We start from the raw sequence: 20,410 nt of genomic DNA, 5'->3' as shown, positions 1-20,410 counted from the left end.
TTGAACTTTTCAAATAGAATTTTAGATATGGATTATTCACCAATAAGAAAGCTTGCTCCTTACGCAAAGGAAGCAGAAAATAAAGGTGTAAAGGTATACCATTTAAACATAGGACAGCCTGATGTCAAAACACCAGATACATTTTTTCAAGGTGTTACTGACTTTAAAGAAGAAATAATAAAATACTCAGATTCTCAAGGTATAGATAAACTTATAGAAAGTTTTATACAATCACTTGCAGATTCTAACATATATTTTGATAAAGACGAGCTTATGATAACTCACGGTGGAAGTGAAGCAATTCAGTTTGCAATTATGGCTACCTGCGACCCTGGCGATGAGGTTATATCTCCTGAGCCATTTTACTCAAACTACAGTAGTTTTGCAAAAGTAGCTGGAGCACATATAGTTCCTGTTGAAACAAAAATAGAAAACGATTTTCATCTTCCATCTAAAGAAGAAATTGAAGCTAAAATAACAGATAGAACAAGATGTATACTTATATCAAATCCTTGCAACCCAACTGGAACAGTTTATTCCTATGAAGAACTTAAAATGCTTGGAGAAATTGCAAAAGAGCACGACTTATTTATAATATCAGATGAAGTGTACAGACAATTTATCTTTGATAACGTTCCATATAACTCCTGTATGCATTTAACTGATATACTTGATAGAATCATACTTGTAGACAGTATTTCAAAACACTATAGTGCTTGTGGTGCCAGAATAGGTCTTGTTGCTTCTAAAAATAAAGAGCTTATGCATCAAATATTAAAATTATGTCAGGCAAGATTATGTGTTTCAACTATAGAGCAATATGCTGCTTCAAACTTAATAAACACTATGAATAGCTACATTACAGAAGTAAAAATGCAGTATAAAAAAAGAAGAGACATTATGTACAATGGTCTTTCAAGTATACCTAATGTAATATGCAGTAAACCAAAGGGAGCCTTTTATATGCTTGCAAAACTTCCAGTTGATGATGCAGAAACTTTTGCAAAATGGCTTTTAACAGATTTCTCCTACAATGGTGCAACTGTAATGTTCGCTCCTGGTTCTGGCTTTTACGCAACAGAGGGCCTTGGTAAAAATGAAGCTAGATTTTCATATTGCACAAACGTTGAAGACATACAAAATTCAATAGTTATTTTAGAAAAAGCTTTAGAAGAATACTGCGCGAAGTAACAATGCTTCGCTCCTACGGAATTTAGATATGAATATTTGTAGCCAACTAATCTTTATATTAACATCAATTTCTATTGGTTAAAGATAAACCTTTTCAATGTGGTTTATCTTTAACTATATTTACACTGTATTTTTCATAAAAAGGCCAAAAAAATTATCTTTTATAGAACTTTTTAGTATGACGAAGCATTGTTCCTTAGTATTTAACCACAGCAGTTATAATTTTAATTGCATTTGGAGAATTATTCATAATATCAATTTTTTCTTTCCAATATGAATAATCTATAAGAAATAAATCCTTTTCCTCCACATGAAACCTGTCATCCTTAATTTGAATTTCAATACTTCCTCCAACAGGATAAAAGTATTGGCTAACATTGAATCTATTCTCCCCATTTTCTAGCTTAATGCAAAGTTTATCTTTAACCTCAAAAACCTCCAAGCTTCCGCTGCAATCCTTTGAGGTCATTAAATTAAAATCCGAAGCCTTGCCAAAGCTTTTAGTAGTCCAGTCTCCCATGAAGCTATCTTTTTCAAATGTCCTTAAAGTAACCTTATGCTTACCCTCATGCTCTAAAGTAGTTTCACCATCAATAACCATGAGTTCTCTTGCAAAACCAGGCAAATGCGTAAATGTTGACTCTTCTATGTCCATTGTTGCAGAGCTTATTCTCCACATAAAATTTCTATCTTTGTATTTAGAGTTCTCTGGATAAATATAAAGCTCTGTAGTTTGTCCACCTGACCACTTAGAAATTGAATACTGGTCTTTTTTTATTATTTTTATTTTATAACCCACTGAATGCTCACAACCTTAATTTATATAATTAAAACTAATTAAAATGCCTTTCTAAGATACTGTTACTTCACCATTTTTTATTACTTTTTCAACAATATTAATTCCTGTATTGTACATAAGGTATTTATAACTTGGGTATTTTAATATGAGCATATCTGCCTTCTTTCCAATTTCAATACTTCCTATAGAGGTTTCCCTATCTAAAGCAGCCGCTCCATTTATAGTTAGCGCTGTTAAGATTTCTTCTGGTGTCATTCTCATCTTAATGCATGCCAAGGAAATTATAAGTGGTATTGAATTAGAGAAACAACTTCCAGGGTTATAGTCACTACCTAGTGCAATTGCACAGCCGCTGTCTATCATTTTTCTTGCATTTGCAAAAGGTTTATCCAGTGTAAATGCAGTAGCAGGAAGCAGCACCGATACGACTTCATTTTTTACCATCTCTCTTATTCCTTCTTCGGATACATTTAGCAGATGATCTGCTGAAATAGCACCAATTGAAGCTGCAAGCTCTGCTCCACCAAAAGCTGAAATTTCATCCGCATGAACCTTTAATTTGAAGCCTAATTTTTTAGCTTCTAGAAGCAGTCTTCTCGATTCTTCTATTGAAAACACTCCATCTTCACAGAAAACATCACAAAACTCAGAAAGCTTGTTTCTAACTATATACGGATAGAGTTTTTCAATCATAAAATCAATATATTCATTGGTCTTGCCCTTATATTCTTGTGGAATAGCATGTGCTCCTAAAAAGGTTGCTGCAATGTCAACAGGATGATTTTCATCCAGCTTTTTCATAACCTTCAGCTGCTTTGTTTCTGTATGAAAATCAAGTCCATATCCACTTTTGCCTTCTACCGTCGTTATTCCAAAGGCAAGCATAGAATTAAGTCTGTCAAAACCAAGCTCGTAAAGATCTTTAAAGGTCATATTCCTTGTCTTCTTTACTGTACTTTCTATGCCGCCATCATTATTCATGATTTCCATATAACTTATTCCATTGATCCTTTGAAAAAATTCCTCTTCCCTATAGCCACCAAAAATAAAGTGAGTATGGGCATCTACAAAGCCCGGAACTATAGCTTTATCCTTAGCATCTATAATATTATACTTACTTAGATTATACTTTTTAGTAATACTTGAAGTTGGTCCCACATCTCTAATGAGACCATTTTCAATTACAATAGATCCATTTTTTATAATGGAGATATCATTCATATCCTCTTTACCATATTTAGCTTTACTTCCAGTTGGTGTTGCTATTTCACTTGCATTAAAAATTATTATCTTATCCATTGTTCTCCTCTTTAAAATAACCTTCAATATTTTCTTTTAGTAATGTTTCATCTGTTAAATATGGCAAAGTTATGTGGCTTTCACCTTTGTATTTCTTATTAAATGTGATTACAGTTTCTATTGAATGTTCATTTCTAGCCCAGCTTCTTCTTGCTACGCCTCCCATTACATCCCACATAATAGCACTTTTTATAATTTCATCGGTTTTTTCACTTCCATCAAGTACAAGTCCAAAACCTCCGTTTATTGATTTTCCTATTCCAACTCCTCCGCCATTATGAAGAGCAACTAAACTCATGCCTCTTGCTGCATTTCCCGCATAACATTGAATTGCCATATCAGCCATTACATTACTTCCATCTTTTATGTTTGCTGTTTCTCTAAATGGTGAATCAGTTCCACTTACATCATGATGGTCTCTTCCAATCATAACTGGTCCTATCTCCCCATTTCTAACCATTTCATTGAATTTAAGAGCTATGTCTCTTCTGCCTTCTGCATCCTGATAAAGTATTCTTGCCTTAGTTCCAACAACTAGCTTGTTTTCTTCAGCATCCTTTATCCAATTATAGTTATCTCTATCTTGATATCTTCTGTCTGGATCAATACAGCTCATTGCTGCCTTATCAGTCTTTATTAAATCTTCATTTTTTCCGCTTAAACATACCCATCTAAATGGTCCATAACCATAATCAAAAAGCTGTGGTCCCATGATATCTTCAACGTAAGATGGAAGTACAAAGCCGTCTTTATCATCCACTCCATTTTTAGAAATTTCCTTAACGCCAGCATCATATACTGCCTTTAAGAAGGAGTTACCATAATCGAAGAAATAAGTGCCTTTATCTGTACATTTCTTTATGAGTTCATAGTGGTGTCTTAAGCTTTTATCTACCAGTTCTTTAAACTTCTCTCTGTCACTACTTAGTAATTCTGTTCTCTCTTCAAAGGTAAGTCCCTGCGGACAGTATCCTCCATCATAGGCAGCATGACATGAAGTTTGATCTGACATCAAATCAACTTTTATATTATTATTAACCACATATTCAAGTAAGTCAACTATATTTCCATGATATGCAATTGATATAGTTTCTTTTTTATCTAAGTATTCCTTTGCTAGCTTAAATATTTCATCTAAATCCGAAGATACCTTGCCTACCCAACCTTGATCAAATCTAGTCTTTATTCTCGATTCATCAACCTCTGCTATAATTCCTACACCTCTTGCTATTTCAACAGCTTTTGGTTGAGCACCACTCATTCCCCCAAGTCCTGAAGTTATGAATAAATGTCCTCTTAAATCTCCATCATTAGGTATGCCAAGCTTCATTCTCCCTGCATTTAAAAGAGTATTATAAGTTCCATGAACTATTCCCTGTGGTCCTATATACATCCAACCGCCTGCTGTCATTTGCCCATAGTTTGCTACGCCCATTTGCTCTGCAACTTCCCAGTCATGAAGGTTATCAAACATTCCAACCATAAGTGCATTTGTTATTATAACTCTTGGAGCTTCTTTTTTAGATTTAAATAATCCAAGTGGATGTCCAGATTCCACAACCAGTGTTTGTTCATCTGTTAATACTTCAAGATACTTTTTTATCAGCCTATACTGCATCCAGTTTTGGCATACAGAGCCTGTTTCTCCGTAGGTGACAAGTTCATAAGGATATAATGCTACTTCAAAATCAAGATTGTTATCTATCATAACCTGAAAAGCTTTGCCTTCAATACAATTACCCTTGTATTCATCTATTGACTTTCCGTATATTCTGCCCTCTGGTCTAAATCTATATCCATATATTCTGCCTCTTGTCGTAAGTTCATGTAAAAATTCTGGAATTAGTTTTTCATGATATTTAGGATTTATATATCTTAGTGCATTTTTTAGTGCTACCTCAGTTTGTTTTTTATCTAAACTGTAGCCTCTATCTGGTGCTCTTCTAATTCCTTCTACAAACTTAGGCATTTCTGGCAGTTCATCATCCAAGGTTATAGCCATAGCATCTTTAATAAGTTTATTATACTCCATTTTTATATACCTCCATTTATTTTAAAATTTTATCAAAAGCTAGCAGCGCTTTTATGAGAGCGTGGACTCCTATCTCAATTTCTTCATATGATGTGTACTCTTCTGGGCAGTGACTTTTGCCATCTTTACTTGGTACAAAAATCATTCCAACAGGTGCAATTTCATTTATGTGATTAGCATCGTGTCCTGCTCCACTAGGTAAGTACATGGTTTTTGCCACTTCCTCGCAGCTGTCCTTTAAAACCTTTTTTATACCTTCATCTATAATTACAGAACTAGATTTTGATATATTATCAAATTTAACTTTTATATTTCTTTCCTTTGATAATGCTTGAGCTTCATCTATAAATTGAGAAACAATTTCATCTATAATATCATTTTGAAGTGATCTAACCTCAAATTCAAATTCACATTTTCCGGGAATTACATTTGATGCATTAGGCTCTACATTTAGTTTCCCAACGGTTCCAACCACATCATCACGATTTTTATCTTTGCATAAACTTTGCAATTTTAATACAAGTTTACTTGTAAAAACCAGAGCATCACATCTCATATTCATTGGTGTTGTACCTGCATGGTTTGCTTCGCCATTTACTATAACCTTATACCTATGGATACCAACAATTCCAGTTACAACCCCAAGTGGACACTCTTTATTATCTAAAACAGGTCCTAACTCATTGTGCAACTCAAGATACAAAACTGCATCACCTTTTTTTCTTGCTAGTTTCTTTATGGATCTTGAATTCCCACCTAAATCATGTATAGCATCAGAAAGCACTCTTCCACAATTGTCTCTTCGTTGAAGCATTTCTTTAGTTAATTCTCCTATCATACCTTTACTGCCTATGGTGGACAATCCAAATTCACTTGGTTCCTCTGAAGTAAAATCAACTATTTCTAGTGGATGCCTAAGATTTACTCCATTTTCCTTTAAAATTCTAACTACTTCTATTCCACCTAAAACCCCTATAGTTCCATCATACATACCCCCATTTTCTACAGTGTCTGTATGTGAACCAATTATTATTGGTTTTAAGCTGTTATCACTTCCAGAAAGCCTTCCTATAATATTTGCAGCAGCATCTATAGAAGTTTCAAGCCCTGATTCTTCCATTTTTTCTCTTAGCCATACTCTTGCTTCTTTATATTCCTCTGTGAAGCTTCGCCTTGTATGTCCAAGTTTGCTTTTATCTATAAACGTAGATATTCTTTCAATATCACTCTTAAGTCTACCTATATTAGGCCTTACTCTATCCATTTTGGTTCCTATTATTCAGAGTAGAGAGTAAAGAGTAGAGAGTAGAGTGAAGGTTAACTTTCTGCTTGGGCAGAAAATTTTTAAACTTACTGCTGACGCTAATTTTTTTAAACCGCTTTGCTTAGCCATGCTAAGCCTTATTGTTTTTATAATTAAAGATTTTTCGTAGTAAAACGTAGAAAAATCATCCTTCGCTCTACTCTTTACTCTCTACTCTCTGTTCTTAACCTTTCTAATTTACTTGTAAAACATCATTAATTTACCTTTAAAAATTTCATGTAATTTTATTTTTGTAGTTTATTCATTAGCATCTGAACATTCTCTACGATTTTCTTTTCCGGTACGCTTAAAATATTTCCATTTCTAACTCTTTCTTTTCCATCAACCACAACATGATCAATTGCACATGGCTGCATTGAATAAACTATATTAGGCATAATTTGCTCACCAGAATTAAATATAGGCTGCATAGACATATCATTTTTATTAATTCCAACAAAATCTGCCTTATAGCCTTTTTCAATTTTTCCAACAGGAAGCTGAAGTATTTTTCCTCCAATTTCTGTTCCCATTGAGAAAACGTCCTTGTAATTAACACATAGTGAATCAAGCTTTGTTACCTTTTGAAGAAGTGCACACATTCTCATTTCTTCAAATATGCTTATTCTATTATTGCTGCAAGCTCCATCGGACCCAAAGCCTATTTCAACACCAGCCTTCATCATTGCTGGAATGTTAGTTACTCCGTCTGCTAGGAACATATTACTTGAAGGGCAATAAGCAAGCTTAGCTTTTGCATCTCCCATTAGTTTTATTTCATTATCATTAAGCCATACACAGTGAATTGCAACCATACTTTCATCAAGAACACCTATCTTATTTAAAAGTTCAACTGGTCTTAAACCAAATTCCTTTTGCACCTGCTCAACTTCAAAAGGTTCTTCTGCTACGTGTATGTGATAATTCGTACCAAGCTCTTTTGCTAACTTGTGACCAGCTTTAACCATATCTATTGATGCTGCATGCAAGCTGTGAGGCGCTGGCACTATTTTAACCATATCATTTCCATCATAGCGTGCAGCTAAGCTTCTAACATTTTTTACTGCCTCATCTATAGTTTCAACATATCCTTTTGGTGCTCCATCCCAATCATACATTGTTCTTGCAAGTACTAAACGTATACCTACATCCTTAGCTGCTTTTATAACTGCTTCATCACTTTCTACTCCTTCGTTATGTACATAGAAAAAATCACTTACAGTTGTAACTCCATACTTAAGCATTTCTCCAAAGGCAAATACCGCTCCAGTATATATATCCTCAGCGGAGAGCTTAGGGGAAAATGCATAAAGAGATTTATCTCTCCATTCCAAAAACGGTTTATCTGCTGCAATTCCTCTGAGCAAGCTTTGAAAGGAGTGGTTATGTATATTTGTTGTGCCTGGAACCATTATATTATCTGTCCACTCTACAACCTCTGCTTCCATATATTTTTTTGAAAGTATTTCAAAAGAAGCTACTTCTATGATTTCTCCGTCCTCTTCTACAATTCCCTTACCCTCTTGAAATTTTCCTTCATAATAAACAATGGCTGGTTTGTATATTTTTTTCATTCTATTAACCCCTTTACGATGATAATGATATTGATAATGCCTTTAACTTTTTAATTAGATAAAATATTCTTTTGACAATCAACCTTAAATCAGAGTGCAAAGTACGGAGCACAGTGAAGGTAGATTTACTTTTCGTTCCTCTCAGGTAAATCTTCGAACTTAATAGCATGAGCTGCGCTGAACTATATGTTTTACATCATGCGCAAGCATTAAGTTTTAGATTTTTCGCAGCAATAGCGGAGGAAAATCATCCTTCACTGTACTCTGTACTCTCAACCTTTATAAATTACTTGTATTCCTATTCTATTTGCACTCTTACTCTTTCAGCTATTCCCCCTATAGTAAGTGTTGTTTTCTTTTTCTATTTTTTCAAGTTTATCAAGTCTCTTATTAAGTCCTTCCATACAATTAGCTGCATCTTTTAAAAGCAAGTTGATAAGTAGCATTGGTGTACTGTATATATCGAAAATTGATGAAGTTGTTATTGGAACCGTTATTACATTATCAGCTATATCAGCTACTGGAGATATTGCACTGTCTGTAAGTGCTGCAATATAAAATCCCTCCTTTTTTAAAGCTCTTAGCTTAGAAATCAAATCATTTGGATACCTTGGAAACACTATTGTAAATATAAATGTAGTCTCTGGATTTCTAAGCTCTAAAGTATTCCATAAATGACTTTCTGCTGTAACTTCCTCAACATTGTTTCTAATTTTGCTAAGCAAATAGCCTGCGTATGGAAGAAGCGTTGCAGACATTCTAGATGACAAAAGCACTATTTCTTTAGAGGTTACTATCTTATCAACAAGCTTTTGATAAGAAGGCTCATTTAAAATGTTGTGGAGTTCATCTATATTGCTGTGTTCCATATTCAACACATTGGATAAATCTTTATTATGAGATGTATATTCAAGCCTCTGAGGTGCTGTTATTTCTTCTCTCATAAACTGCTGTAAATTATGTAAAAAATCGTTATATCCCCTGTATCCAAGTGCACTGCAGAACCTAGATACACTTCCCTGACTAACATCCGCTTCCTTGGCAACCTCTGATGCCGTCATAAAAATAATATGTTTATAATTTTTTTCTATATAATGAGCCAATTTTTCATATGCATATGACCCTTTAGATATTAGAGACATCTCTTTTTTCAATTCATCAAATTCCTTGATATTTGATCTAAATTCCATCCCTTAACATCCTTCCCCTTAATTTGATGAATAATGTTATCATTCACAATTCATGTTTCATGAATGGTTCTATTTAAATATATAATTTTATTTAATAAATGTCAATATTCTTTATTAATTTAATAATATCTTCAATTCTTAAATGTAATATTATCAAAATAGCTATTCTACTAAAAATAAACTTAGTACAACAGCTATTTTAAACAATATTAAATTTTAATGTTTTTAATTATTTGTCTTGAAAGTCTCAAAAATTCACTAGTATCTTTATCATCATGAAGTGCTTCTAAAATATCTTCATATACTATTCTTTCCATTTCTTCATGCTTGGCTTGAGCTGTTTTTCCTTCTTCTGTAAGTTCAAGAGCAAAAGATCTTCTATCCCTTTCGCTTATAACACGCTTCACAAGGTTTCTTTTTTCAAGCCTGTCTATTACCCCTGTAAGAGTACTTCTTGATACATTAAGATAGTCTCTAATCTCTTTCATTATGCTATTAGGCTTATATGTAAGTATATGCAACACTCCCATTTCAAGATCAGTAACATCCTCAAGCGTTTTAAATTTTTCATTATGCCTTACATTAAGCATTTTCGTGTAAAATAAATGATAAATTTCATCTATTACCTTTAGTTCTTCCTTTTTAAAGTTTCTACGCACTTTTACTCTCCTTTTTATTAAAATTTTTCTTGAAAAAATTAATCATAAACTTGTAGTAGCTCTTTCTTGGAAGTAAATTTAAAAATCCTATTAAAACCTTAGTTTTTTCTCCAGGTATACACACAACATTATCTTTACTTAACGCATCTAGTGAACAATCCACAATAAACTTTGGTGTATTCCACTTTATCATTCCCTTATCAACCTGCCTTGATTTATCCATTCCCATTTTTCCATGAAAATCAGTCCTTGTAAGCCCTGGGCATAGTGCTTGAAGTTTTACATTTTTTCCTTTAGTTTTCATTTCAAGATTAAGACATTCTGTAAAAGTTTTTAAAAATGCCTTTGTTGCTGAATATATAGTATTTTTAGGAGCAAGTAAAAAAGCACCATCTGAGGACACATTTATGATTGTACCATTATTTCTTCTTATCATACCCTTAAGCACAGTATGAGTAATTTTCATAGGGGCTTTGACATGTACCGCCTCCATTTTTAACAGTCCATCAATATCCTCCTCATCATAAAAAGCATTAAGTCCAAACCCTGCATTATTGACAAGAACATCAATATCTTTATTTTCCACTGTTTTAATTAATTTTTCAAGTTCATTAGCATCCGATAATTCTACAATTATAACTTCTACAGAAACATTAAACTCTTTTCTTATCTCCTCTGCGACCATATTTATTTTGTTTTCTCTTCTTCCTGTAATAATAAGATTATATGAAAGTGCAGCAAATCTCCTTGCAAATTCTTTTCCTATCCCACTTGTAGCTCCTGTTATAAGAGCTGTTTTTTCATTATTTCTCATCTTAATATCTCCTTTATTTTGTACTGTTCACGTACATTACTATATAAGTATAGTATATTATAAAGTATAATATTGTCAATGATGTTTTACCATAGCTTAATTAACGATAAAAGCAGTGACAAATTACTTGTCACTGCTTTTAAGTAGTTTAGCTGCTGCCTTATCAACTATAATATTAACATTATTGTGAAGCTGTAAAATTGAAGCTTGAACCTCTGGACATATCTTTCCATTAACAGTTTTTGCAATTGCCTCGGCTTTAGCCTCTCCATTTGCAAGAAGTACTATAACCTTAGATTGCATTATAGTTTTTATGCCCATGCTAAGTGCTGATTTGGGGACCTCTTCAATGGACTTAAAAAATCTAGAATTGGATTCTATAGTCTTTTGATCTAAATCAACAAGGTGCGTTTCTGATTCAAAATTAACGTTTGGCTCATTAAATCCAATGTGTCCATTTACACCTATACCAAGGACCTGAATATCAATTCCCCCTACCTCTTTAATTCTTTTCTCATAATTTAAGCATTCCAAAGCTACATTATCTGTTTTTCCATCAAGTATATTTATGTTTTCTTTTCTCATGTTAACGTGATTAAATAAATTATTCATCATGTAATAGTAATAGCTTTGATTATTTTCCTTTGAAATTCCATAATATTCATCTAAATTAAAGCTTCTTACATCAGAAAAATCTATTTTTTTCTCATTGTACAATTTTATAAGCTCTTTATACATACCAATTGGCGTATCACCTGTGGCAAGCCCTAGTACGCTATTATGTTTTAATATCATTTGGCTTGCAACCAAGTCAGCTGCCTTTTTACTCATTTCATCATAATTATCCACACGTATTATTCTCAATTAAAACACCTCTCAATCAATTTCACACTCTTGTTTTCATATAATCTGTATAATCATTATTAGCATTTACATTAGGATCGCATCCATTGAGCTCTGGAATAAATGCCGAAAGGATTTGAATAATAGTCGTCATTCCCAAAACCGATTCTGTTAATGGGTGATTTTTAATATTAATAGCCATCATGTCATCAATTTTATTTTCACTAGCATTAATTATTAATACTTTATCCGTTTTAGTCTTTAAATATTTAAAGGTCTTTTCCATTAATTCCGTACAAGCATGTTCACTATTAAGTATAATTACACTGCTGTTTTTATTTATCGCACGATGCATTCCATGAGAAAATTCTTCAATATCATTAAAAAGCGTTGGCACACACATAGTTTCCATCAACTTTAACTGTCCTTCTAATGCAGTTCCATAGTTCATTCCACAGCCAAGTACAAATACATTTTCCATTCCTTTGCCAAAGCCAGTTGCTTCACACCATTTAATAGTTTTTTCTATAATTTCTTCTAATTCTTCAACACAAGCTTTTAATTCACTAAGAATTTCTTCTGCTTTATTACTATTTATAGTACCTTTCTTTAGTGCAATAGCAACAGTTAAACGCATAAGCATAGCTAAAGTAGAACTATAACCTTTAGTCTTTGCATTGCTATTTTCTTCTCCACAATCAAGTCCCAATTGTACACTAGATAACTGCCCTAATGGAGAAGCTTTAAAATCTGTAATTCCAAGTATAGGGAAGCCCAGCTTTCTAGCTCTTCCAACTGCTTCTAAAGTTCCTCTGCTTGTCCCTGTCTGTGATATTGCCACTACCAAGGTCTTTGATGGATCTTCATAACTGATTGTATTGCAGTTATACAAAAAATTACCTGGTGTATAATAATAAACACGTACCTTAGCATATTTAGATAAAAAATCAGACACAACTATAGATGCGTTATAAGAACTGCCATGTGAAACAAAATAAATTGCCTCCACCTCTTGGTAAGTAGTATTAACTTTTTCCTCAATATCCTTACGTAGCAGCATATTCTTTAACACTGATGTTTCTTCGCTTATATATTTCCACATAATACTTTTTCTTTCCATAAAATTAACCTCCTATTGTAGATATAGATGAGCAACAACGTACCTTTGGCATATGGTTTATATGGTATATTATATATACCACTTATATAGGCAGAATTTATCCCTTGTAATTAAAAAATAAGAATGGTATCACTTAGCAAAGGAGATAACTACAATACCTAAAAATATAACAATTGCTCCAAATACCTTATTTTTTCTCCAGCCTTCCTTTAACAAAACAAGTCCTGCTATGCAAGTAAATACTACAGATATCTCACGCACAGATGAAACATACATAAGTTCACTATATTTTAAAGCAAATAAAACCATCAAATAAGAAACAATATATAATATTGATACTATTACAACAGATATTTTATTAGCCTTCCATTCAAGTTTAACTAATTCTTTCTTCTTCACCATTATATAAGGTGTGAGTAAGATTGAGCATATTAAAAATACAAAATACACATATGATATTGGATTTACATGTTCAACACCTAGTTTGTCCACTAGCGAGTAGCTGGCAGTAGTTAATCCTGTCAATAATGCTAATCGAGATGGCTTTTCCTTAAGTGCTGCAATTGGTGCGTACATATCTTTTAAACTTAAGGTTCTTAAATTTATAATATAAATTCCTAGTATAATTAAGATTATTCCTGATGCCCCTAATACTGTCATTCCTTCTCCTAAAAAAATAATAGCAAATATTGAGGACATGAGTATTCCAAACCCACGAGATATTGGATATACTAAAGAAATATTGCCGCATTCATAGGCGCCTCCAAGCAAAAGATGAAAAAAGGCTTCAATTACAGCAGATATTGTTATATACACCCATCCAGTAAGCGAAATGGGGGTAAAATAAAATAAAAACGGTATAAAGAAAATTACTGACATAGAAACTAGCACCAGATAAAAAAATACTTGTTTATCCCTGCTGATTTTAGCTAGTAAATTCCAAGTGCTAACAAACACTGCTGCTAATACCAATAGCAAAATAATTTTAATGTCCATTCTAATTCTTCTTCCGCTTATAAAATCAATGCACAGTTCACAGTCATCGTGTACTGTGCACTAAAAGTTCTGCTTTCTATAGTGAAGCTACTGGGAAACTTAAACTATTTATGTTCCAAAACACCAATTTTCAAGGGATTATGGTGCATAAATAGTTTGTAGTTAAGCTAGTTTCACTATAGATAAACCGCTTAAAATATTATCCTACAGAGCATCATCATCAGAATCTTTTACAGCATCAGCATTAAATACACCAATCTGAGTTTTACCTGTCTCAACTGCCTTATTAACTATTTCATCGGCTCCAGTGCCCATATTTCTGTTCATAACAGCTTCAACAAGCATTCCAAAATTCACTCCATAAACAACCTTTATACGTTCATCCTGTATTGCCTTCATAACAGCTGTATTGAAAGGGGAGCCGCTTAATAAATCAGCAAATACAACGATATTTTCACACTCTTTAAATTCATCAATCGCCTTTGTCATATTTTCTTCTAATTGAGTAGCTGTATCTCCACTTGGAAAATTAACATCAATGTACATTTCCTGTTTTCCCAAAACCAGTTCTAAAGCTGTAGTAAGACCTTGTGCAAACTTTCCATGTCCTGTTACAATTATTCCTATCATAATATTTTACCTCTCCTGAACTTCTATAATTTTTATTACATCCTTTAAAGAAGCTACTTTGTAATCCGCAGCTTCAACATCAAATTTTAGAATTGGATCTAGTACAGCAGCCACCTTTAACCCTGCTGCTCTAGCCGCTTGTACACCATAATTTGAATCCTCTATAACTAATAGTTCTTCCCTAGTTAAGCCTATTTTATTTACCGAATAATTATAAATTTCTGGATTAGGCTTAGTTTCTACAAACATTTCTCCGCTTACAACAATGCTAAAATATTTGGTGATTTTGCATTCCTCTAATACCTTAGTAATGTTGTCCATTTTTGAAGATGAAGCAAGTGCTATTTTAATGTTTTTAGAAACTAGGTATTCTAAAATTTCGTCAACATATGATTTCTTCAACTTTTCATAGTTAACAGGATGCTCATTAAAATATATTCTTTTTAATCTACAAGCCTCTTCAATGGAGGTGTTTAACTTTTTAGCAAAATACTCATTCTCAACCTTCTCGCAAGAACCCGAAAGAAAATTAAGTTCTTCTATTTCTATCTTAACTTCCTGACTTTTTAGAAAATCGTAAAATTGATCACGGTATACCACTTCGCTATTTATCAAAACCCCGTCCATATCAAAGATAACGCCTTTGATCATATTCTTACTCCTCTGGTATATGTGCTAATGGTTCTTTAAAAGGATTAATGTTAGTGTCAATTCCAATATCCTTTGCACCCTTTGCTGCAACAAATTGAAGAGGTATTGTGTACATGATTGGAGCAAGATATTTATTTGTTTTAATGCTAAATACTATATCTCTATCATCCTTGTCAATTTCCTTATAGGTTATTACATGCACTCTATCTGTATACTTTTTAAATGCTTGTCTAAATACCAGCATTCTCTCAAACTCTGCCTCATCAGAGCCAATAAAGAAAATTGTTTGACGCTTATTAAGGGACATAGTTGGACCATGTGAATATTCCTCAATTTCATATCCTAAAGTAGGAATACGAAGCATTTCTCCAATTTTAAGCATGCCTTCTAATGCAGAACCAAAATCAACTCCATAGCCTAAAACATATATTCTATCACTGTTTACAATTGTAGTTTTATTGGTTTCATACCAAGCTTCACTTTCTTCAATTATAGTTTCAAAATTATTTGCTAAAGCTTCAGCGTCAGCAATTGCAGCATTGTATTCATCCTCGCTGTAGATACCTAAAGCTTTTGCTGCAGAAACCACCCATAAATATAAAGTTAAAACTGTCACGGTATATCCACGTGTTTCAGGAGGTGTTAATTCCTTTCCACACAAAAGATGAACAACATTGTCAACGTGTTTAGTTATTTCGCTTTCTACGTTTTCTGTAAGTGCTAAAGTTATGTGTCCCTGCTGTCTTAGGCTCTCCATTACATCAACCGTTGATCTAGAAGTACCAGACTGACTAATACCAACGCATAGTATTTCTTCTTTTTTAAGGGTACCAGTCCAATCTGCCTTCTCATAATTTTTAAATACTGTTGGATAATGACCTACCGCATCAATACCCAATATTTGCTTGAAATAATGTGCTGCTATAATTGAAGCATTATAAGAGGTTCCTGATCCAAAGAATATAACCTTTTTTATATTGTGCTTCTTGAAAACTTCAACAAAAGGTGCCACAAATTCATCTTTGTTTTTTAAAGTGTCTCTTAATGCTCTTGGCTGATCTTTAATGTAGCCTATTACCGTAGCCTTCTCCATAATACCCCTCCTCCTATAAATCTTTAATTAATTGATTCAATTCCACTGGGTCTTCATTTGGAACCATCTGTGCAACCAATTTAACACTATGCTCAGATAAAACCTTAAAATCTTCCTTATCCTGCTTTGAAACATAAACAGTTCCTTTTATATGCTCAGTGTCTGGTCTGTTAGACATATTTCCAACTGTAACCTTAGAAATTGTATAACCTAAATCAACCATTTTTCTTAAAGGGGCAGGACCTGCTGCTAATATCATAACTCTGCTGCCTTTATCTAAGTTTCTTTTTAATTTATCTGCTGCTACCTCTGAGCTTAAAATTGATAATTTAACCTTTCCAGGGCAACCAAACTTTAAAGCAGTTTTGCGTACCTCATCATTACAAATCTTGTCATCAGGTATAACGATTTTCTCAACATTGTAATGAGGAATCCAAAATCCACAAACCTGACCGTGTATTAATCTATCGTCTATTCTAACTTCTACAATTGCCATAATATAAACCTCCTAAATATTATAAAATTCCAGCTACTCCTAAAATAAATCCAACAACAACTATTGTAAGTATGATATAAGTTACTTTAACATGCTTTTTAACAGCTTGGTATATTCCAAGAGTTGCAAGTAGTGGTAAAAGCTTTGGCATAATTTGATTTAAATACTGTTGAATAACTACCTTCTGTCCGGCTATACTAAATTGCAGCGGTGATGTTATAGTAATCTGAGTAGCAACCATGCATCCAATAGCCATTACTCCAACAATACCTGCGCAGTAAGTGAATAACTGCATTTTTCCTGACTCCTGTAATTCTGATAATAATTTGCTACCTTTTGTATATCCAATTTTAAGACCAAACCAACGAGTTAAGAAAGTTGGTATATTAAATAAGATTAGTAAAACAAATGGTGCTAAAACATTTCCCTGCTTAGCAAAAGAAATACCAATGGAGCAAGCAATAACACGAATAATACCCCAGAAAAAAGTATCTCCAATACCACTAAGTGGTCCCATTAATGCAACTTTAATAGCATTAATTGATGAACGATCAAATTTAGGATCAGCTTTAGCTTGCTCTTCCATAGCCACTGATATACCCATTACAAATGGAGAAGGTGCAACTGTCATATTAAAAGCTTCCATGTGGCGGTGATATGCTGCTTTTAAACCCTCATCATCGCCTTTATATATTTTCTTTAATTCAGGCATAATGGAGAACAAATATCCTAACGCCTGCATACGCTCGTAGTTAAAGGAATTCATCAAAGTAAAAGAACGCCAGAAGGTTTTTTTCAAATCTTTTTTAGTAATATTGTTTTCTTTGCTGATTACTTCATTACTCATAGTTCTTCATCCTCCTCATCACTAGCTCCTGCTTTAGCGAAGTTCTGTGCTCCAGCAATGCTATTTGTTGTAAGTAAGTATATAACCCAAGCTGCTGCTACAGCAATACATGTAACTGCTACTGTATTTAAACTTGTAAATGCAGCAATTGCAAATCCTGCAATAAAGAATGGAATCAAGTTTTTCTCTAGTAAAATATTTAATAATAACGCAAAGCCTAGTGCCGGAAGTATGGCTGCTACTGCATTTAATCCATTGTTAGCCCAAGAAGGTAATCCTTTAACTATTGCATTAATAGTGTTGTTACCAAAATACAAGGCAGCGAAAGTTAAAGCACCATACATGAAACCTGTAAGTAAACCACATGCAATGTGAATAAATATTATCTTTTTCTCCTCTAGCTTATCGATAAGACCGTCTACACGATGCATTAAAACTGAGTAGGAAGTAATTAAGAAAGTATTTAAAAACTGCATGATAACCGCAACTGGTAATCCAAAGGTAATTGCCACTTCAGGACCCTTTCCTGTTAATATAGCTACTGCAGTACCTATAGTTCCACCTGCACCTATATCTAATTGTGCTGTAGGTCCAATAGCAGTTGCCCCCATCCAAATAACCTGTAATGCTGCACCTATAATAAGTCCTTTTTGAACATCTCCTAGGATTAATCCTACTAAGAAACCAGTAATAATAGGTTCACGGAATTTCATTTCACCAAAGAAATTACCGTCTAAGTTAGATAATGCTGCTACACAACCAATAAGAATTGCTTGAACAATAGTAATATTCATGTGTCCCCCTCCTTTTATTTTGTACCAATGTATTTTAAATATTAATAGAGCATCTTATTCCTTTATCAAATCCTCAATATTGTAACCGGTTATGCAAACTTTATTAATTGGTAAACCTTTACTCTTGAATTATTAAAAAATAACTTTTAAATTATTATTAATTAATCAATTCTCAAGTTACAAAATTAAAAATAAGATAAATTGTAAGTTCTCTGCCAGTGGTAATGAGGTATATCATATATACCACTTGAGAACATTATATACCATCTATAATTCCGTTTCAATACTTTTATTTAAAATATAATAAAAATAATATATTTTTTTATTATATTTAAACATTATATGGAAAATATCCAATATAGTTAATAATATAATTAAATATTATTTCATAAATTCTACTTTTTGTGACAATAACTTATGGTATTGTAGGTATACCACTTATCAGCCATAAAAAGTGCGAAGTAACAATGCTTCGTCACATTAAAAAAATCCTATAAATCTTGGTGGTAATTTTAAACGAGTACCTGCTTGAGGTATAGAAGGATAATGGGCAAAGCCCATGCCCCGTGCATGTTTACTCGCTGAAAATAAGCTCAGACAATTGAAATATCTAAGTATTTTGTGATTTTTTTACCAAGATTTATTAGGATTTTTTTAAACTGTTCCTTCAGTATTGTTACTTCGCATTATTTTTAGTTCCACAGCCCTATTTTTATTCTATTTTCTTTGATGAAAAACGAAATGATGTATATTCTGGTTTATTATAAGAAAGTGTGTATTCAACCATTTTACCATCCTTATCAAATCCATGATAATTAAAAAAGAAGACCTTTTTACCAGCTTTAATTTTTAACAACTCCGCATACTTTTCTGGAACATCCTTAATTTGCAAATAGGAAATTAACTTTTCTGGTCTATGTCCCTGCATATCCATATAGTCATATAAGGAATCTTCCGCAAAATCATACCTTTCTGTCTCACTAAAATATGAACATGGAAGATAACACTCTTGAATGGCATAAGGCTTACCATTGGCAAAAGAAAGTCTAATTAGCTCATAGACCTCTGGAGAGTCAGGAAAGTATTTTTTTAATTCTCCAAAGGCATCAATCTTTCTAAGCGAAATAACTATTCTAGAAGGGTTCATTCCTCCTTTTCTAATGGACATGCTCAAGCTGACATCTCCACCGCCTAGCTCAACCTTGTCCTCAACATCTGGAATTTTGCTTACAAAGGTTCCTTTTCCCTGAATAGCTTTTAAGTAGCCTTCCTCTCGAAGATTCTTAATTGCATTTCTAACGGTAAGACGATTAATTCCATACATTTGAGCCATTTCTCTTTCTGACATTATTTTATCGCCAATTTTGTATTCCCCATCAATAATTTTCTTTTTTATATTGTTAATTAATTGCACATATAACGCTTCACTGTTCATGGTAAATATGTCACACTCCTAAACTTGTAGAAATCCGTAACCGCTATGCTTTCAAAGCTTTCTAATGGTTCATGATCATTTATATACGTGATTCCTTTTACTAATAGTACTTCTGAATCTTCTTTTAAATTTAATATTTCTTTTTCACTCTCATTTGCGTCCACAACTAAAATTTCTTCTTCTCTTTGATTTACTTCTAATCCGTACTCTCTTTTGAAAATTTCACAAAGAGAATCCTTAGCTAAATCTAGTTTTTCAATTCCAGGCACCTTGCTATAATTAATATAGACTTTTTCTATACATTTAGGCTCACCCTCAACAATTCTTACCTTTTGAAAATAAAGTACTTTAGAAGCAAGTGGTATATTTAATGCTTTACTAATAAAGCGATTAGCTTCCTGAACAGAACACTCTAATACCTTATATTTATATGAAAAATTATGATCTGAAATTATTTCTGTAACAGATGCAAAACTATCAATATCCCTTAAAACACAAACATCTTTTTTCACTGGTTTACCTCCCTATATACCACATATACCATTATTTTAATAAAATCTCGGTATAAACACAACAGTTATTGTAAACTTTTTAAATTTTAATTTAAATTGTTCTTGTAATTAGTATAAAAAACAAGAAATTGA

The 20,410-nt window shown here is 32.9% G+C and carries 20 protein-coding genes; 1 reads left to right on the top strand and 19 read right to left on the bottom strand.

From position 1 onward, the window contains the following. Positions 1 to 1,191, top strand: coding sequence for a pyridoxal phosphate-dependent aminotransferase (locus tag ACJDT4_RS07540; RefSeq protein ID WP_406786938.1), 1,191 nt, complete (start codon positions 1 to 3; stop codon positions 1,189 to 1,191). A 196-nt stretch (positions 1,192 to 1,387) separates the two neighbouring features. Here the strand turns inward: ACJDT4_RS07540 and ACJDT4_RS07535 are convergent, their stop codons facing one another. From ACJDT4_RS07535 to ACJDT4_RS07445, 19 genes are all read right to left on the bottom strand, one after another. Beyond that, complete coding sequence (locus ACJDT4_RS07535; RefSeq protein WP_406786937.1) at positions 1,388 to 1,990, bottom strand: HutD/Ves family protein; 603 nt, start codon at positions 1,988 to 1,990, stop codon at positions 1,388 to 1,390. 51 nt (positions 1,991 to 2,041) lie between these two features. Next, positions 2,042 to 3,289 (bottom strand): imidazolonepropionase, encoded by a 1,248-nt coding sequence (gene hutI / locus ACJDT4_RS07530; RefSeq protein WP_406786936.1) that lies wholly within the window; start codon positions 3,287 to 3,289, stop codon positions 2,042 to 2,044. Beyond that, positions 3,282 to 5,321, bottom strand: coding sequence for a urocanate hydratase (locus tag ACJDT4_RS07525; protein WP_406786935.1), 2,040 nt, complete (start codon positions 5,319 to 5,321; stop codon positions 3,282 to 3,284). Before ACJDT4_RS07525 ends, hutI begins: the two co-directional genes overlap by 8 nt. A gap of 16 nt (positions 5,322 to 5,337) precedes the next feature. Beyond that, positions 5,338 to 6,585 carry a M20 family metallo-hydrolase gene (locus ACJDT4_RS07520; RefSeq protein WP_406786934.1) on the bottom strand — a complete coding sequence of 416 codons (1,248 nt, stop codon included), beginning with the start codon at positions 6,583 to 6,585 and terminating at the stop codon, positions 5,338 to 5,340. A gap of 284 nt (positions 6,586 to 6,869) precedes the next feature. Then, positions 6,870 to 8,198: an amidohydrolase family protein gene (locus ACJDT4_RS07515; protein ID WP_406786933.1), complete on the bottom strand. Its 1,329-nt coding sequence runs from the start codon at positions 8,196 to 8,198 to the stop codon at positions 6,870 to 6,872. Between the two features lie 323 nt (positions 8,199 to 8,521). Further along, a complete protein-coding gene (locus ACJDT4_RS07510; RefSeq protein WP_406786932.1) occupies positions 8,522 to 9,388 on the bottom strand; it encodes a MurR/RpiR family transcriptional regulator in 867 nt (288 codons plus the stop codon). A 209-nt stretch (positions 9,389 to 9,597) separates the two neighbouring features. Further along, on the bottom strand, positions 9,598 to 10,047 hold the full coding sequence (locus ACJDT4_RS07505; RefSeq protein WP_406786931.1) for a MarR family winged helix-turn-helix transcriptional regulator: 450 nt from the start codon (positions 10,045 to 10,047) through the stop codon (positions 9,598 to 9,600). Beyond that, positions 10,040 to 10,861, bottom strand: coding sequence for an SDR family NAD(P)-dependent oxidoreductase (locus ACJDT4_RS07500; protein ID WP_406786930.1), 822 nt, complete (start codon positions 10,859 to 10,861; stop codon positions 10,040 to 10,042). The genes ACJDT4_RS07505 and ACJDT4_RS07500 overlap by 8 nt, the downstream gene beginning before the upstream one ends. Before the next feature lie 123 nt (positions 10,862 to 10,984). Further along, positions 10,985 to 11,725, bottom strand: a complete 741-nt coding sequence (gene nagB, locus ACJDT4_RS07495; RefSeq protein ID WP_406786929.1) for a glucosamine-6-phosphate deaminase — start codon at positions 11,723 to 11,725, stop codon at positions 10,985 to 10,987. A gap of 22 nt (positions 11,726 to 11,747) precedes the next feature. Then, entirely contained in the window at positions 11,748 to 12,824 is a 1,077-nt protein-coding gene (locus ACJDT4_RS07490) for an SIS domain-containing protein (protein ID WP_406786928.1), read from the bottom strand. 129 nt (positions 12,825 to 12,953) lie between these two features. Further along, positions 12,954 to 13,820, bottom strand: a complete 867-nt coding sequence (locus ACJDT4_RS07485; RefSeq protein WP_406786927.1) for an EamA family transporter — start codon at positions 13,818 to 13,820, stop codon at positions 12,954 to 12,956. A gap of 204 nt (positions 13,821 to 14,024) precedes the next feature. Beyond that, the gene (gene agaF / locus ACJDT4_RS07480) at positions 14,025 to 14,450 is read right to left on the bottom strand and encodes a PTS galactosamine/N-acetylgalactosamine transporter subunit IIA (protein ID WP_406786926.1); all 426 of its coding nucleotides are present in this window, start codon (positions 14,448 to 14,450) and stop codon (positions 14,025 to 14,027) included. 6 nt (positions 14,451 to 14,456) lie between these two features. Further along, entirely contained in the window at positions 14,457 to 15,101 is a 645-nt protein-coding gene (locus ACJDT4_RS07475) for an HAD family hydrolase (RefSeq protein ID WP_406786925.1), read from the bottom strand. 4 nt (positions 15,102 to 15,105) lie between these two features. Next, a complete protein-coding gene (locus ACJDT4_RS07470) occupies positions 15,106 to 16,194 on the bottom strand; it encodes an SIS domain-containing protein (protein ID WP_406786924.1) in 1,089 nt (362 codons plus the stop codon). A gap of 13 nt (positions 16,195 to 16,207) precedes the next feature. After that, positions 16,208 to 16,690, bottom strand: coding sequence for a PTS sugar transporter subunit IIB (locus ACJDT4_RS07465; RefSeq protein ID WP_406786923.1), 483 nt, complete (start codon positions 16,688 to 16,690; stop codon positions 16,208 to 16,210). Positions 16,691 to 16,709: 19 nt separating this feature from the next. After that, the gene (locus ACJDT4_RS07460; RefSeq protein WP_406786922.1) at positions 16,710 to 17,537 is read right to left on the bottom strand and encodes a PTS system mannose/fructose/sorbose family transporter subunit IID; all 828 of its coding nucleotides are present in this window, start codon (positions 17,535 to 17,537) and stop codon (positions 16,710 to 16,712) included. Next, positions 17,534 to 18,331 carry a PTS mannose/fructose/sorbose/N-acetylgalactosamine transporter subunit IIC gene (locus tag ACJDT4_RS07455; RefSeq protein WP_406786921.1) on the bottom strand — a complete coding sequence of 266 codons (798 nt, stop codon included), beginning with the start codon at positions 18,329 to 18,331 and terminating at the stop codon, positions 17,534 to 17,536. The genes ACJDT4_RS07460 and ACJDT4_RS07455 overlap by 4 nt, the downstream gene beginning before the upstream one ends. A gap of 712 nt (positions 18,332 to 19,043) precedes the next feature. Beyond that, a complete protein-coding gene (locus tag ACJDT4_RS07450; RefSeq protein ID WP_406786920.1) occupies positions 19,044 to 19,766 on the bottom strand; it encodes a GntR family transcriptional regulator in 723 nt (240 codons plus the stop codon). Beyond that, the gene (locus ACJDT4_RS07445) at positions 19,763 to 20,278 is read right to left on the bottom strand and encodes a GntR family transcriptional regulator (protein ID WP_406786919.1); all 516 of its coding nucleotides are present in this window, start codon (positions 20,276 to 20,278) and stop codon (positions 19,763 to 19,765) included. The genes ACJDT4_RS07450 and ACJDT4_RS07445 overlap by 4 nt, the downstream gene beginning before the upstream one ends. Positions 20,279 to 20,410: the final 132 nt, after the last annotated feature.

The organism is Clostridium neuense (assembly GCF_045310695.1).
Taxonomy (GTDB): Bacteria; Bacillota; Clostridia; order Clostridiales; family Clostridiaceae; genus Clostridium_S; species Clostridium_S neuense.
This window is presented reverse-complemented; position numbering and strand designations above follow the sequence as displayed.